This window comes from Ectothiorhodospira marina (assembly GCF_900109495.1).
In the GTDB taxonomy this organism is placed as follows: domain Bacteria; phylum Pseudomonadota; class Gammaproteobacteria; order Ectothiorhodospirales; family Ectothiorhodospiraceae; genus Ectothiorhodospira; species Ectothiorhodospira marina.
Genome location: NZ_FOAA01000004.1, coordinates 12,683 through 28,114 on the forward strand (window position 1 = coordinate 12,683; position 15,432 = coordinate 28,114).

The 15,432-nt window shown below is 53.6% G+C and carries 16 protein-coding genes and 1 pseudogene; 5 read left to right on the top strand and 12 right to left on the bottom strand.

The features are described 5' to 3' along the window. Positions 1–97: 97 nt before the first annotated feature. Positions 98–973 (top strand): ATP-binding protein, encoded by an 876-nt coding sequence (locus BMY52_RS04880; RefSeq protein WP_218140394.1) that lies wholly within the window; start codon positions 98–100, stop codon positions 971–973. A gap of 354 nt (positions 974–1,327) precedes the next feature. Here BMY52_RS04880 and BMY52_RS04885 read toward each other — a convergent pair whose 3' ends face one another. From BMY52_RS04885 to BMY52_RS04940, 10 genes and pseudogenes are all read right to left on the bottom strand, one after another. Then, positions 1,328–1,957: a recombinase family protein gene (locus BMY52_RS04885; RefSeq protein WP_090251665.1), complete on the bottom strand. Its 630-nt coding sequence runs from the start codon at positions 1,955–1,957 to the stop codon at positions 1,328–1,330. 127 nt (positions 1,958–2,084) lie between these two features. Then, positions 2,085–2,492 (bottom strand): hypothetical protein, encoded by a 408-nt coding sequence (locus tag BMY52_RS04890; protein WP_090251668.1) that lies wholly within the window; start codon positions 2,490–2,492, stop codon positions 2,085–2,087. A gap of 1,713 nt (positions 2,493–4,205) precedes the next feature. Then, complete coding sequence (locus BMY52_RS04905) at positions 4,206–4,496, bottom strand: type II toxin-antitoxin system RelE family toxin (protein WP_090251673.1); 291 nt, start codon at positions 4,494–4,496, stop codon at positions 4,206–4,208. Continuing rightward, the gene (locus BMY52_RS04910; protein WP_022987730.1) at positions 4,486–4,734 is read right to left on the bottom strand and encodes a type II toxin-antitoxin system Phd/YefM family antitoxin; all 249 of its coding nucleotides are present in this window, start codon (positions 4,732–4,734) and stop codon (positions 4,486–4,488) included. The genes BMY52_RS04905 and BMY52_RS04910 overlap by 11 nt, the downstream gene beginning before the upstream one ends. 627 nt (positions 4,735–5,361) lie before the next feature. Then, a complete protein-coding gene (locus tag BMY52_RS04920) occupies positions 5,362–6,651 on the bottom strand; it encodes an ISL3-like element ISPpu12 family transposase (protein ID WP_004574636.1) in 1,290 nt (429 codons plus the stop codon). 21 nt (positions 6,652–6,672) lie between these two features. Next, the gene (lspA, locus tag BMY52_RS04925) at positions 6,673–7,185 is read right to left on the bottom strand and encodes a signal peptidase II (protein ID WP_003821921.1); all 513 of its coding nucleotides are present in this window, start codon (positions 7,183–7,185) and stop codon (positions 6,673–6,675) included. Between the two features lie 3 nt (positions 7,186–7,188). Continuing rightward, positions 7,189–7,323 (bottom strand): annotated as a pseudogene (locus BMY52_RS15360) (cation transporter); the annotation flags it as partial. A 30-nt stretch (positions 7,324–7,353) separates the two neighbouring features. Continuing rightward, a complete protein-coding gene (locus BMY52_RS04930; protein ID WP_090251676.1) occupies positions 7,354–7,881 on the bottom strand; it encodes a protein-disulfide reductase DsbD domain-containing protein in 528 nt (175 codons plus the stop codon). Between the two features lie 4 nt (positions 7,882–7,885). Next, on the bottom strand, positions 7,886–9,058 hold the full coding sequence (locus BMY52_RS04935) for a protein-disulfide reductase DsbD family protein (RefSeq protein ID WP_090251678.1): 1,173 nt from the start codon (positions 9,056–9,058) through the stop codon (positions 7,886–7,888). Positions 9,059–9,072: 14 nt separating this feature from the next. Further along, entirely contained in the window at positions 9,073–9,966 is an 894-nt protein-coding gene (locus BMY52_RS04940; protein WP_090251681.1) for a cation efflux transmembrane domain-containing protein, read from the bottom strand. Positions 9,967–10,061: 95 nt separating this feature from the next. Here BMY52_RS04940 and cadR point away from each other — a divergent pair, with 95 nt between their 5' ends. After that, positions 10,062–10,469 (top strand): Cd(II)/Pb(II)-responsive transcriptional regulator, encoded by a 408-nt coding sequence (gene cadR, locus BMY52_RS04945; protein ID WP_090251683.1) that lies wholly within the window; start codon positions 10,062–10,064, stop codon positions 10,467–10,469. Positions 10,470–10,477: 8 nt separating this feature from the next. Here the strand turns inward: cadR and BMY52_RS04950 are convergent, their stop codons facing one another. After that, entirely contained in the window at positions 10,478–11,305 is an 828-nt protein-coding gene (locus BMY52_RS04950; protein WP_090251686.1) for a hypothetical protein, read from the bottom strand. A 360-nt stretch (positions 11,306–11,665) separates the two neighbouring features. Between BMY52_RS04950 and BMY52_RS04955 the strand changes: the two genes are divergently transcribed. Further along, a complete protein-coding gene (locus BMY52_RS04955) occupies positions 11,666–13,159 on the top strand; it encodes a hypothetical protein (RefSeq protein ID WP_245740599.1) in 1,494 nt (497 codons plus the stop codon). A gap of 267 nt (positions 13,160–13,426) precedes the next feature. Here BMY52_RS04955 and BMY52_RS04960 read toward each other — a convergent pair whose 3' ends face one another. Then, positions 13,427–13,894 (bottom strand): hypothetical protein, encoded by a 468-nt coding sequence (locus tag BMY52_RS04960; protein WP_041343552.1) that lies wholly within the window; start codon positions 13,892–13,894, stop codon positions 13,427–13,429. 172 nt (positions 13,895–14,066) lie between these two features. Between BMY52_RS04960 and BMY52_RS04965 the strand changes: the two genes are divergently transcribed. Together BMY52_RS04965 and BMY52_RS04970 are read left to right on the top strand one after the other, a co-directional pair. Next, entirely contained in the window at positions 14,067–14,963 is an 897-nt protein-coding gene (locus tag BMY52_RS04965) for a cation efflux transmembrane domain-containing protein (protein WP_090251691.1), read from the top strand. A gap of 64 nt (positions 14,964–15,027) precedes the next feature. Beyond that, positions 15,028–15,381 carry a DUF3703 domain-containing protein gene (locus tag BMY52_RS04970; RefSeq protein ID WP_062785117.1) on the top strand — a complete coding sequence of 118 codons (354 nt, stop codon included), beginning with the start codon at positions 15,028–15,030 and terminating at the stop codon, positions 15,379–15,381. The last annotated feature ends 51 nt before the right edge of the window (positions 15,382–15,432 follow it).

The window sequence follows — 15,432 nt, forward strand, 5'->3', positions numbered from 1 at the left end:
GTTGTCGTGACCTCGGGCAATCTACTTAACTTTTGTACTGAAACGACAAAGCATTAATAGAACCGCCTTGGTACAAGGCCCGATCTACAAGCAGGGCATGTTCCACTACGAATACCGCACCTGGCCAGAAATTGCCGTGCGTGAGGCGCTGATGAATGCCTTTTGCCATGCCGATTTGCGCATAGCGGGGCCCGTGATGGTTAAGCTCTATGCCGACCGGTTGGAAATCAGTAATAACGGCGGGTTTATTGCCGGAATCACTCCTAACAATATTCTCCACCACCAACCGGCTGCCAGAAACCCTTTGCTGGTTGAAGCCCTTACCCGGCTGCGCCTGGTAAACCGCAGCAACCTCGGTATTAACCGCATGTTCTCCGCCTTGCTAATGGAAGGCAAAGAGCCACCCCAGATCCGGGAAATTGGCGAGTCAGTTCAAGTCAGCTTTCCCAAACGGGAGTTGAACGCCACCTTCCGTCTGTTTGTGGCGGAGGAAAGTGAACGTGGGCGTACTTTGGGCGTGGATGAGCTGATGCTGCTGCAGTATCTGCTCCAGCATCCGGAAATAGACACCAATACTGCCGCTAACCTGTGCCAGCGTGGCGAAGCAGAGATGCGCGAAAAGTTATCCACAATGGAGTCGGCTGGCTACATCGAACATGGTGGTACCGGCCGGGGCGCCTACTGGTGCATCCAGCCAGAGCTCTACAACCGCCTGGCTGACGACGGCCACAGCGAAGCCCGCCGCCGTATTGGCTGGGATGCCGCGAAAACCCGGGTGCTCAGTATTCTGATGGAACGTGCGAAGCGCGGTGAAGAAGGCTTGAGAAATGCTGAAGTGCGCAAAATCACCAAGTATTCCCGTAATCAAGTAACCACGCTGATGAGGGAGTTGGCCGCAGAAACTGGCCGGGTCAACCAGTCAGGTCACGGTGCAGGCTCTCGTTATTACTGGGAGGCAGACAACAGGGAATAGCCCAACCAATGCTTTACGTGCAATTAAGAGTGCAATTTATCCAATATTTGCAATTACAATTACAATTGCACTGCATGTGCACTGCATGCAATTCGTGCCCAGTGAACTTATTAAGGATGTGACGCGTGATGCCATTTGATCATTGGGCTTGGTGTTCCGGAGCTTCTACGGGGTTCGGTTTGGCCGTTTCACGAATTTGGTTTTAACCCAATCTTCCAGGCGATCTGCTTTGAAGTAAGCAACTCCGCAGATAGTTAGTACCACCAGAACAAAGCTGGCAAAGCCAATCAGTGTTGCAGATAGATCGATCACAGAGAGATCTCCTTCTGTTGTGTGGTTGGAACACAGCTCCCATCAGGCAGCCTCGGACTGCCTTTGCTCTTTTGCGACAGAGGCAATCAGGTGCCTGGAGCATCCCAGTATTTCCTGAATCTCACTGTAGCTATGGCCAGTGCGCAGCAGGCTGGCCACATGCTGACGGCGTTTGATATCAGGTTGCCGCCCACGATATTTACCTTCCGCCTTTGCTTTACCTATCCCTTGGGACTGACGCCGGCGGCGATCTTCGTAATCTTTACGGGCCACGGCGGCCAGCATATCGAGCATCATAGAGTTCACCGCTTGCAGGATTGAGTCTGTGAAACCGGTTTCATCCTTCCGATCCAGGGCCAGCCAACTTGTGGGAAGTTCGGGTGAAACAATCGACAGCCGCTTGGCGCTCAACCTTTGTTTCAGGCTATCCCAATCTCTCTGTTTCAGGCGGGCAAGTCGGTCAATCTGTTCCACCAGAACAATATCGCCTTCACCGGACTCGGCAATCAGTCTCATCAGCTCCGGCCGGTGCAATGTGGCGCCGGAAACGTTCTCGGTATAGAAAGCTGCGATCCGGTGGCCGTGCTGTTCGGCAAATTGAATCAATGACTCTTTGGCCCGATCGGCGTTCTGCTCCTGGGTTGATGCTCTCAGGTAGGCTCGGATAAACATTTTCTTTCTCAGTCTGCTATAGATGGTTCCGTGAGGCCGGTCTGTTTTAGATGGTTCTTTTGGTTATCTGCGGAGCTGGTTACCTGGTTCTGTTGATGTGTACCTTAAAGGAACCAGCGAAACCGGCTTACGCTGCACGATCGATCATTGGTGGAATTCTGATCGATGTACGTCTGCCATCAGTCATGGCCTCAAGCGCTTCATCATCGAGATCAGGTATCTGCAGTGGCGATCCGTGGCAGCAGACTCGTGGATAATCCGAAAACCGGAAAACGCCATGAGGGATGTCATCGTCATCATCCAGCCAGTGCCGGAGAGTGAGGTCGATACACCAGCCATCCGGTAATTCGATCCAACAGTGCGGCATTGTTTCCATTTGGGTTCGCCGGTCTTTCACATAACCCACACGACATTGATGATACACCTCCGCGCGTGACAGCAAATTGCTGATGGCGAATGTCAGTCCTGCACTGCCCAGAGGCTGATCCTCCAAAGGCCAGAGTGCGATCTCCAATTCTTCATGCCAAATACTCATTCCATCCACACCGCTTCGGTTTTAGTGGGTCAATCGTGGGCATAGCCGCAAGTCAGTCTTGAGTCATGACGCCCATTCAGGTTCTAACAAAATCATCGCATGAAAAGGTGAAAATGCAAGTCCTGGTAAAATGATTTTTATATAAAAATCAATAGTTTGTTCTGACGTAACAAAGTTGTGCTAGTGTGCTATCAGTGCAGTTTTACAGCGGTGAAATCGTGGTGATAATTACTGTTGGCGGATCGATTGCCATTTCCCGTAACCAGGAGACATGAGCTTTGAGAGAGTTCTACGTTCGTTATCGAGACAGGGACACTTTGCCCGATCGGCTTGAGCAGTATGCCTCAGATCTGGGTATTGCCCCCGAGCAGCTCATTCGCCGATTCATATCGGAAGGTTTGGCGAAGGTTGAAGGCTCTACCGGGCCTGCGGAGCCAGGAAAATCGCTCGAAGATTTTATGGCGAGGAACGGTGTTAGGAGGACGGATCGGTAGGTTTGCTGCACCGGTTCGGTAGGTTTGTTGCACTGGTTTTGGCCCCTGGGACTATCAATAGGACAGTACGGCGAACGAATCGCTCCTTGTGTCATGCGAAAGGTGCGGAGATTTGGCTGAAAATTGATCAAGGTTGTGCAGCTTAGAAAGCGGTAGGTTTGTTGCACCGGTTCCAATGGCGTTCGAGCGGTGGCCACGGCCAGAAAAAAACAGCCAGGCTCTTTTCACATAACTATCTATGTGAAAAAAGAGTCGGGATTTTTCACAAATAGGAACAAGGGCCAATCCTGCCCAGATGTTCTGATTAAAAACTTCTTGGGGTTTTTCACTATTTGTGAAAATTTGCTTCCTATTTTCGCTTGCCACGTGCAGCGGTTAAGAGCCTGCCTGCGAGCGCGATCAATTTTTCACAAATAGTGAAGAACCAGGTGTGGTTTTTTCGCGATTGCTAAGAAGGTTTGCGGGGGTTTTTTTGAAGCTGTTGATGATCTCACGGGCTGGGCTACTGCCAGAAAAACTGCCCCAACTTCTCCACACTACTATCTATGTGGAGAATTCCCGGGAATTCTCCACAAATAGCAGACCGTTTTGGAACTCCCAAGATTTGCCCGAAAACAGGCTAGTTGTTTCATTGTTCCGCAGTGGGGGCCACTCCGAGATTTTTCCGTTACCAGTGAATCTCCGGTCGGATCGAATCCTGAGCATGTGCTTTGCTAGAGTCTTTTATCAGACTGTTTTGAGCCTGTGAGTTGGGCCAATCAGCTTGAGCGGCGGACTCTTGCTCCAGAGGGTCTCAGAAAAGACTGTTAAGAGCCTGGAAGCGATGTATAAACTCGTGGAGTCTCACAAAAGTCCTTTTCGAGACCAACCAATGAGGTAGTTGCACTGCGTGACGAATGAACTCGCTGACATCGATCAGAGACTGGCTGAAATTTTCTTGCCCTGCCCATCGCATGGAAAGGAACTTTGTCTCAGTACGCGGGCAGACTTCACCGGGAAGCGGATGGCAAGCAGGAGGTGACCATTTACGACTACCTGGATACAGGGTTACCCATGCTCGGGCGGATGTTCCGGAAGCGGGAGAAGGGCTACAAGGCTATGGGGTATCAGTTCTCTGCCGCATCCGGGCAAAAGCGGTTACTGTAATTACAGTAAATCGTTTCGCGGCCCTGCTGACGAATACAGAGCCAGGTAAGCTCAGGCACGAGACACCCAAAATCTAAATACGGCCGCTGGCTTTGCTGTAAACATCGCCGCGCTCACGTCGCCCTACCGCAATAACTGTCACGAGAATCTCGCCATCCTCGACCTGATAGACCAAACGATACCCGACGCTCTTCAGCTTTATTTTGTAACAGCCTGAGAGTCCGGAGAGGGCATCCGCTGGTACGTGAGGATCATCGAGTCGTTTGGTGAGCTTTTTCTTGAACTGGTCCCGAATGGCCGGTGCAAGCTTTTTCCATTCCTTCAGGGCTGAGGGCTTGAACGCAAGGCCATATTTAAAGCTCATTCAGGTCAACCCGGATGCTTGGTTCTGAACGGCGTTCTTTCACAATAGCAACCAATTCTTGATCATCCAGTCTATCAAGCATGGCTTCGTAGATTTCAGCCGGAACGCAGTAAAACGCAGGCTTGTTCCGGTTTAAAACGGCAATGGGGAAGCCTTCACCAGAATCTACCGCTGCCATAGGGTTCTTTTTGAGTTCTGAGATGCTTGCAGTAACTTCTGAGTAGATTTGATGGGTCATGTGATTACTCCAGAGACCTTTTAACAGGTCACATGATGATAGCGAATACGAGTTTTTGCAAGTGAAAAGACTGATTAAAAGGTCTCGGATCGCTGTGCCGATCTCGATGATATGACCGTCATTTTTTCAGAAAACTTTTCCTCTCAGTTTCACACGACAAAGTGCCTATTTTGTTGAAGCTCTTGATGGTCTCTCGGGCTGGGCCAGGAAAAACTGCCAAGTTCTTTCCACAAATAGGAGACCAGGGTCTGATTTTACCGGGGAGCGGATGGCAAGCAGGAGGCGACCATCTACGATTCCCTCACTTAGACGTTTTGTAGACGCTCTCCGGTCATTAGGTCCTTGTCGAATGTGTAGCGGTGCATCATTGGATTGTTGTAGCAAATCCCGATTATCCGACTGCTTGTTAATCCCCTTTGTTCCAGAAAGACTGAGCTCTCAAGGCCATACTTATCATTGCACACAGGGCAATTGGCAGAAACTGTAACAACCGAGAGGTGTCGTTCGGTGCTTGATGGGTTGTTCGCCCCGACGCTGGTAATTTCGGCTATACAGACACTACTTAATGGGGGTATACGGATTTAATGGTTGATGGGGCACCTTCACCCCATCAATCTGATACCACCCTCAGATGGTTGATAGATCGACTCCGTAGTTGAGTTCCTCTGCGAAGTCCGGCAGTCCGTAACCGATGGTTTTCTTGTAGAAAGGAGAGACCTTCGCAGTCGGTGCCTTCTTCTTGTGCTTCGTGGTGTAGAGCATTCGTGCCCGCATCACCTCGAAGGAGTAACCGCGCCCTTCACGGTTCTTGTCCTTGGCCAGTCGGTTGATGGACTCCGTGTAAGCGTTGGTGACGGGCATGTCCGTCTCGAAGTAGGTCATGGTCTCTTCGCGCCAGTTTCCCACTGCCCTGACCAGATCGCTCCAGACTTCCTTTTGGCCCTTCGGGATGGTGGCTATCCACTCGTCCAGGGCGGCTTCTGCCTGGAGCCGTGTGGTGGCGTCCCAGATGCCGTAGAAGCGCTCCTTGTGCTCGTAGGCGGCCAGCAGTTGCGGGAACGCGCCTGTCCAGGTCTCCATGATGAGGCGCTCCCGGTCTGAGACTTCGTGAGCGCGCTTCAGCAGGATTTTCCGGTCTCCCTTGAGAGTCCGGCTCTGGGACGGTTTCAGCTCCTTTCTGAGGCCCTTGCGCACTCTCTCTAGGGCATCGTTGGCCATGCGCACCACATGGAACTTATCGACTACGATACGGGCCTGGGGCAGCACAGCCTTGACCGCTGCCCGGTAGGGGTTCCACATGTCCATGCTGACGATCTCGACCTTCTGCCGGTCTTTCAGCTTCATCAGGTAGTTGGTCACCACGTCCTGGCGGCGGGTGGCCAGCAGGTCGAGCAGGGTTCGCTCCTCAATGTTGGTCAGAATGCAGCGGTAGCGCTTGTTCAGGTATAGCTCGTCAATGCCCAGGATGCGGGGCGTCTCGAAGCGGTGCCAGCGCCCCAGGAACTCGGCGCGGGCGTTGAAGATGTCGCGCACCGTCTTCTCGTCCAGGCCGGTCTGTGCCGCCACAAAGGTGTAGGGGTGGTTGAAGGATTCCTTCTCCACGTACTCATGCAGCCGCAGTGTCATACGGAATCCGTCCACCATCTCCGGTAGCTGGGGCCTGAATGTTGTCTTGCAGGCCCGGCAGGTGTATCGGCGGCGGACCACCCAGAGAGTGACCCGCTTGCCGTGGATGGGCAGATCACGATAGGGAACGTCACGCTTGCCGAACCGTACGAACTCACCCTGCACGCCGCATTCCTCGCAGGCGATGGGATCGGGCACGTCCACCTGGAAGTGCATTTCGTCGTCGGTTGATTTGCAGCCCAGTACTTGGTATTGCGGCAGGTGAAGGATGTTGTCGGGAAGTTCGGTCATGGTGTTGTATAGGCGTAGGTGTCAGTCAGATCCATCCGACTCGGCATTGGTGTTTGCTTTTTTACCCAACAAGCTGCTGGAAACGAAAAGTAAGGCACCGAGGACAATTGCAATATCAGCCAGGTTGAAGGCCGGCCAATGCCAGTCTCGCCAATAGAAATCAAAGGAATCTACAACATAGCCGCGAAAGACCCGGTCAATCAGGTTGCCCATGGCGCCACCGAGGATAAGACTGTAAGCGATGGCTTCTCCTTTATGACGATTTTCAAGGATCAGCTTGATCAGAAAAATCGAGACCACTACCGCGATTCCGATAAAAAAGTAGCGCTGCCAGCCTCCACCATTCGCAAAAAGACTAAATGCGGCACCGGTGTTCCATAGGTGCACCCAGTTAAAGAACGGGGTCACCGAAACATACTCGCCATAGGCCATTGATTGCTGCACCAGCCACTTTACAGCCTGATCAGACGCTGCCAGCAGGCCCGATATGGACAATAGGGCATACGGCGAGAGCTTTTTGCCAATAATGAGCATTATTTAACCTTTCAACGCCAAAATGCGTCTGGCACCGTTAAGTACAATGCCCCCCGCGATGGTGCCGATAATCAGATCCGGATAATTGGAACCGGTCCACGCGACCAGGGCACCGGCAGTGATGACGCCCAGGTTGACACCACGTGGGCCGACCATGCCATATTCTCATCACGGCGTAACGACACGTGCCTGGATGGTGTCCGGAGCCAGGCAACGGCCGCTGTCGTGGCAGGCCTGGACCCGAACTTCAGCGGTCAGTTGGCCACCAGGCACTTCCTCGAGGAGGGTAGCTTTGATGATAGTGCCATCGTCATAGACGGTCCAGGGCTCGTCGCCGAGCCCGCTGTCGATGTTACGACCAAGCGGGTAGTCGACTTTCAACGGCAAGGGCCCTCTCGCGCTCACGGAAAGCTCCGTGGGGATTAAGAAACCCAGGGATGCGGGATTGGCGTTCACGTGCCAATCGCCGTCGATCAAAAGCGTCACTCGAATACTGTCCTCTGCTTCTTGCACAGCATCGATCTCGATCAAATCGGCGGTGGTTTCTGCCGTACCGGTTGTCTCGGGACCGGCTACTGCATCTTCAGTTTTGGGATCGACGGCTGGCCACTGCCATGCCAACAGTGTGCCCACCACCGCCAAAGCGCCCAGGCCAGGCACCAGCCAGCCGAGAATCCGGGATGTATTCTTGCGCATAATGTCAGTCACCTCCAGTTTTTTGCAGAGCCGACGCGAGCGTGTCCGCCATAAACAAGTCGGGCAGCCGCTTCACCGGCTGTCCGCGACCGTCGAGCACCACCGCAAACGGCAGGCCGGCGCCGCCGAACTCGCGTAGATAACGTTGTAGGCGCTCATCGGGCCGTGTCAGATCGGCGCGCAGAGAGAGAGCGTTGACCGCGCGGACAGCCTCGACTACGCGCCGGTTGCGGTAAACGGTCTGTTCGAGCACTTTGCAGTTGATGCACCAGTCGGCGGTGAATTCAATCAGCGCCGGCCGCTGTGCAGCGCGAGCATCGGCCAGTGCCTGCATAGTCAGCGGCTGCCAATTCAAGGTATCGGTTCCGACGCGATCTGGCTGCGGCCAGTTCGTGAGTGCAGTGGTCACCGTGCCAGCCAGTATAAGCGCCAGTACCAAGCGTGCCCGGAGATCGGGGCCGGCCCATAGCGCGCGCAGCAGCCAGAAAGTAAGCACAGCGGCCCAGGCCGTCCATAGCAGCGGCCCCAGACTGCGCGGGAGCACAGTGGCTGCGAAGAATACCGCTCCGGCCAGCAGGACCAAGCCCAGGAATTGATGGATGCGAAGCAGCCAGGCTCCGCCGCGGGGTATCCGGGCAACCAGGCCAGGGCGGACCAGCAGGATCAGGTAGGGTAGCGCCAGGCCCACACCGACCGCCAGGAAAATCGCCACGATGGCGGCTGGCGACTGGGTGAGGGCGAAGGCGAGTACGCCACCCAGAAATGGTCCGGTGCAGGGAGTGGACAGCACCGCCGCCAACAGGCCCGCAAAGTAAGGCTCGGCGTAACCCGCCCCCCGGATACGGTAGACCCACTGCGGTGGCTGAAACCCGCGCCCGGCCAGGCTCCAAACACCGAGGCCGGCGAGCACGGCAGCGAGCATCAACCGGAATGAAGCAGAGTGAAACAGGGCGCCCCAGGTCCAATTTAACCAAGCAGTGGCCACCGCCAGTGCACCGAAAAACGTCAGTGTTCCGGCCAGCAGCGCAGCGCCAGCCAGTAAACGTCGCCCGGGCCGATCACCGACCACTCGACTGATGCTGCGTAGCTTGATAGGCAGCGCCGGCAATACACAGGGCGTGAGATTGAGGAGCACGCCGGCCACCCCTGCCAGCAACAGGTACTGCCAGAGGCTCACTGTGGGGACTCCATTCACTTCAGCGCCAAAATGCGTCTGGCACCGTTAAGTACAATGCCCCCCGCGATGGTGCCGATAATCAGATCCGGATAATTGGAACCGGTCCACGCGACCAGGGCGCCGGCGGTGATGACCCCCAGGTTGATCACCACGTCGTTGGCCGAGAATATCCAGCTTGCCTTCATGTGCGCCCCGCCTTCCCGATGTTTGGATATGAGCAGCAGACAACTGGTATTGGCAATCAATGCGACGAATGCGATAGCCATCATCACCAGCGATTCAGGCTCACTACCGAATACAAAGCGCCTCACGACCTCTACGAGTACGCCAACAGCCAAAACCAGTTGGACCACACCAGCAACGTGCGCAACACGGACCTGCCTTTTCACGCTATGCCCAACCGCATAAAGAGCGAGTCCGTACACTGCCGCATCAGCAAAATTGTCCAGGGACTCTGCAATGAGTCCAGTTGACTGAGCCATCAGACCGGCAGTAATTTCCACCACGAACAGAAGTGCATTGATGCCGAGCAACCAGCGCAGGGTCCCGGATTCTTGCTTAGCAGAAGCTGCCGAAAACTCGGCGGCCTTGATGGTCTCCGGATTTGCAGCGACGGTTTCCTGAAGCGAGGCGCCTAGCCCCAAGGTCTTCAGTTTCGAGGTGACGGGCTCGACCTCGCCGTCATGCACGACCTTCAGCCGGCGGTTCGACAAGTCGAAGGACAGCGCCCGAATCTCCTCAAAGCCGTTCAGGGCTAGGCGAATCATTCGTTCTTCTGATGGACAGTCCATCTTCGGCACGGCATAAACACTGACCCATCTCCCTGGCGCCTCGGAGGAGGCCTGTATATCGGTATCCGCTGCGGACGTTGCATCACCGCCACAGGCGCCACCACAGGATTTGCTCATAATACGACTCCACTTGAACAATGTTGTGGTACCATTTAAAACTATAAAGCTACTATAATGTCAATAGAGTAAAGAATCCGTTGGGGAGGAGGCTGATGCGCATTGGTCAGTTGGCGCAGTTGGTAGGGGTCGAAACACAGACGATCCGCTTCTATGAACAGCAGGGCTTGTTGCCGCCGCCTGATCGGCAGGACAACGGTTACCGTGTCTATACCGAGAAGCATGGTAAGGGGCTGGCCTTCATCCGTCGCTGCAGAATCCTGGGCCTGTCACTGGCTGAGATTCACGAACTACAGAGCTATCAGGACGACCCTCATCAGCCTTGTACCGCCGTCAACACCTTGCTCGATGATCACATCTCTCATGTGCGGTCGCAGATAACCGCTCTGCAAGCGCTTGAGAAACAACTCGTTTCACTGAGAGCGAGTTGCAACGATGACCTGGAAGTTGAGGCGTGTGGGGTTCTTGCTGGAATTAGCGAAGGAAACATGCACCAACAGTAGGTGAAGCATCAACCAGATAATCCGATGAGATGCCGGTCTGTCTCACTCTCATGCAAAGGTAAGATCAACCATTTAATCCGCTTACCCCTTAATGGAAGCCTGATCGAATCAACAATAGTGATCTTCCGAGTAATCAGGCGCAGGATCTTCAGTGTTGGTGCTATGAGCATCAGATCTGCTGCCAGCAGGACAGCGAACAGGGCAACCAGCCAGGGGTCATTCGGGTGAAAAAGGTAGATGTACCCGATAGCCAGTGGGAGCAGCAGAAACACCACGACCAGTGCAGACAAGGCAGATAGCCCGCGTGCCTTCTGCGTCCTGAAGAGAGGGTTCGCGATGCTCAGATACCAGGGGGGGCGGCTGATTTTCTCTGTTTTATATCGGATTGTTGAGTAGTCGGAGCCAATATCGCCAGTCGATTCATCACCGCCGGCTACACCATTATCACCGGTGGTCGCATCATCTGATGTGACGTAAAAGTGTGCCTCCTTGCCCTTGACCCCCTTTACGTACTCAATGTGAGGAAACTTCGTAAGTCTATATTGGGACAGTTCGGTTTGAAGGCGGCTTCGGTTTGAATTGAGTGCTGCCATGAAGTCCTGAAGCCACTTGCGATAAGTTTTGTCGTCTCTCTTTCGCTCCTCATCTGAGCTCGTGTCGCATTCCCGAATCTGTGTCGTGGTCAGATAATTGTGACGGGAGAGATGAGAAATACAGTTCATGTAAAACTCGTTTTTCTCTCTGCTTTTTCCGCATAGCTCGTCCTCAAGGATCTCAAAGCACCGGCCCAGGAAGGATGCCTGTCTCTCATTAACGCTTTCCGCCAAAGAATTCATAGCCTGTTGACCCCTGTATTTCCGGAATTTCCGGAATGGAACGAATAACTGCTTGTTTTTGATGATTATCCGACTTGACCGAAGACAACTCAACTTAACAGAGAGAGTTGTCGCCACGTGAAGGAAAGGAGATCAGAAATGGCAGTGGATACGAGCAACGATGGGCTGAGAGTCCCCTTCGGGCTTAGACAGGGGCGGCTCTACCCGCCTCAGGGTACCGAAAGGGGGTTGGCGTGCGAATGCGTGTGCCCGGGCTGCGGCAGCGCTCTGATTGCTAACCAGGGTGAACGGAAGCGGCCTTACTTTTCGCACCATCAGTCACGGGAATGCCTTGGCGGATACGAGAGCGCCGTTCACCTGATGGCCAAGCAGATAATTGATGATCGCAGATACATTGTGATTCCGGAGTTCCGGCACAGTATTGGGAAAAAAATGCCGACCGGAGACGTTCTGTCAGAAGAAATTGTCGTCCCCGGTCGAAGACTGGAGTTTGTCGACGTCCGGCTGGAGCAGACAGTGGATGGCTTGAGACCCGATGTGATTGGTGTGACCAGCGATGGAATCGAAATACTCATCGAGGTCTATGTCACCCATGCCGTCACCGGAGACAAACGGGAGCGATTCGCGAAAAAGAATCTGGTTGAACTGGACCTGAGCATGCTGCCGCAAGACCTGGTGACAAACGAACAGCTGTTCGCCGAAGAGGTGCTATCCGAAGCCAGCCGCGAATGGATTTCCTGCCAGCTGTACCGCGAGGAAATTAAGGCCGCTCACCAGACACTACATGAGAAGGTGAAGCGGTTCATTACCGAGCATCGGGCCGGCGTTGAACAGGCAAAGATAGAGCGTCAGCAGCGCCGATTAGCTGAACAGGCCGCAGAAAAGAGGAAGGTCGAGATAGAAAGCCGTAAATCCCGGCTTCGCGAACAATATAGTCGCCAACTTGAACAGCTCCAGACCCAGACATCCGATCAGCAACGTCAGGAACCGCGGCTGGATAGCGGTACATTACAAGCTATCGCTCAGCGCCTTCGGCGTGATGAGCTGCCAGCAGCACTGGCCCACGAACAAAATGGAGACTGGATTTTCAGGGTCCACCGCACCGTCTGGCAGGCGTTTATCTATGAACGGTTTATCCAGGGTAATTCTCGGAACAGTTTGCGGGCCAACGATGTGAAGCGAGCCGTTGTGCGAGAGTTTGGTCTGGTGGAGTGGATCGCGGAGCTTATCAAACTGAAGCATAAGCAAAAAATCCAGGGGTGCAACAGGGGCCAATGGTACGGAAAAAAGGGTGTCTGGTTTTTCACCGATGCCGAGAACCGGATGATCCCGAGTCCTTATCTTTTGGTTCTGAACTACCTCAAAAGGCTGGCTCGCGAAGGGCTGCTGACGCTGGAGCATCGAGGAGGGGATTCTTTCACCGTAAAATTCGATTCATTTTCAGCTCTGGACGGCTATAGAGCCGAACAGGCGGAGAAGGCACGACTTGTAGAACTGGAAGGGGAGAACGCCGCTCTCGAACTGCGAAAACCGGTCCGAGCTGAGCCTGAATGGCAACGGCTGGCTGAAATCGAGAGGAGGAAAAAATATACCGAAGACAACGAAAAACGAATCGCGCACCTGCTCGCCCTGGTCAACTCTTTGTTCGTCAAAAAGGGCGTGAAGGATGTGAAGCGGTGTAACCATTGTAGCCACTTTCAGGAGCTTACTGATGGTGATTCCTGTAAGGAGTGCAACTGCTCGAAGCTATGGGATATTGAATTGACCAGCTCGTATCTGGAGACACTGCCGCACCGGTTGCGATGTTTACCATTGTTTCCGCCAATGGGAGCAGGTCGCAGAGAGCATGGCTGATAGGAAATGTCATGATTTAGCCCTCTTTAGAGGGTGAGGGCCTATAAGTATGGCTCACAAGACTGACTTCTGCCCGCTGAAGGGTTTAGCAGAGGTCGCAAAGCGAACATTCGAAGTGGTGCCCAGAGCGCCATCTTCCAGCCGTAAAAGGCCAGGGATTTCGTTGAGACCGAAACCCAGCTACTGCGCCGTTTTCACAAACTTCAGCCTATCAAACTCGCCAGTTACTACGCGTCTGTTAAGTAAAAGTATTTGAAGGCTTCTCGATCACTCTACCTTTAGATTTTGCTGGTATTGCAGCATTTGCTCCATCATCAGCTGCATTTGATCCATGCGCTCCTGCATCATCTGAATTTGTTGCTCGTTAGACAGACTACCACCATTCTTTGATTTACCGCCGCCGTTCATCATGTGCTGACCTCCCATCATGCCGTTTTGTCCACGCATCATGCCGGGGCCCATCATACCGTGATGCATAAAACCCATTTGCTCTTGCATCGCCTCCCTGTGTTCTCGCATCAATCGTTGCCGTTCTTGCGGTGAAGCTTCATCAGGAATGCGTTGCATCAGCTGGTTCATGTGAGACCAGTTCTGGTGCATCTGTTGCATTTGCTCCTGATCCATCATCATGCCAGGACCATGCCCTTGCCATGAGCCTTGATCACCATGCGCTAGCACGAATGCAGGAAAAACCAACAACGCAGCGGTTGCTGTAAGTCCTTTAAATGAAATCATAAAGTTTACCCTCGAAATAAAATTAGACGTCCACACCATCGCACTTATCATTGTAGATCTTTATCCAGACAAACGCCGATTTTGACGACTACTAGTGTAGATTAGTTATTGACCCTGTAGTGGCTACAGGGTTTTAAATTGCATCATTTGTACGAAAACCGGAGCCGAGAAAATGAGCAAACCCTGCAATGGGCAGTGTGGTAGTGAAGACTCTGTCGTAGATGACAAGTTTCAGGGACGCGCCACCGCCGAAACAGGTAGCCAGCTAAGCACCTACAAAATACCAAAAATGGATTGTCCCTCGGAAGAGCGAATGATTCGAATGGCACTGACTGGCGTTGAAAACATTCAGTCGCTGTCATTCGATTTATCGGGTCGTACATTGGAAATTATCCACCATGGAGAAACCGGTCCTATTACCAGCAAACTGGAAAACCTGGGCCTGGGTGCTTCCTTGCAGCGGACAGAAGACGCCAGCGCTGAATCCGTCAGAGCGGCTGAATCTTCTAAGGCCAACGAAAGCGAAGAATCCGGCACTTTATGGATACTGCTGGCAATCAACGGCCTGATGTTTCTGGTCGAGATGACGATGGGCCTGATCGCCCAGTCCGCTGGCCTGATTGCAGACTCGCTAGACATGCTTGCCGATGCCGCCGTCTACGGTCTCGCACTTTACGCCGTTGGGCACGGCATCAAAATGCAGGTCAGAGCGGCCCATGTGGCAGGCATCCTCCAGCTTATCCTTGCCGCTGGGGTATTGGTTGAAGTTAGCAGACGTTTTCTGTTCGGCAGTGATCCTCAGTCGTTAATGATGATGGCCGTCGCCTCTGTTGCTCTCATTGCGAATATCAGTTGCCTGCTCCTGATCGCAAAACACCGTGAAGGCGGTGCTCACATGAAAGCCAGCTGGATATTTTCAGCCAACGACGTGGCCATCAACCTGGGGGTAATACTTGCGGGGCTGCTCGTTGCCTGGACCGGGTCCAACTACCCAGATCTGATTATTGGCGGAATTGTCGGTGCCATCGTATTGATGGGTGCCAAACGCATACTGGCACTGAAAGGCTGAACCATTCGGAGTCAAATGGTCGATTATTGGCCCGTCGTTGGCAATTCAGGGGGAGTAAACATCGATGCACAGTGAATTGAAGGCGTCCGATCTTACGGAGCTTGAGGCGACACGCAGGGCGGAAGGCGCAGGCGATTTCCAGACAGCCTTCACCCATCTGGAACGTGCCCATATCCTCAGCCAGAGGTATGCTCTGGCGCACGCTGCAACCCACTTACGGATGCTCAGACTGGGTTGGCGAACAAGAGACGTTCGTGAAGTGCTGGGGCAGTCTATTCGAACCATTGCCGCCCTGGTCTTTTCCCGAATTTGGGTTCCGTTGGGAAACACTGGTGCAAACATCAGCGCATTTGCACCCATGCCGGTGCCCGAGGATTTGGCAGTGGTGCTTTCGGAGGCGGAGGGAAGGCGTGACTAGAATGTTCGCTTTTGTTTACGACTGAAGGAGCCTGATCGAAACCCGAAGGTG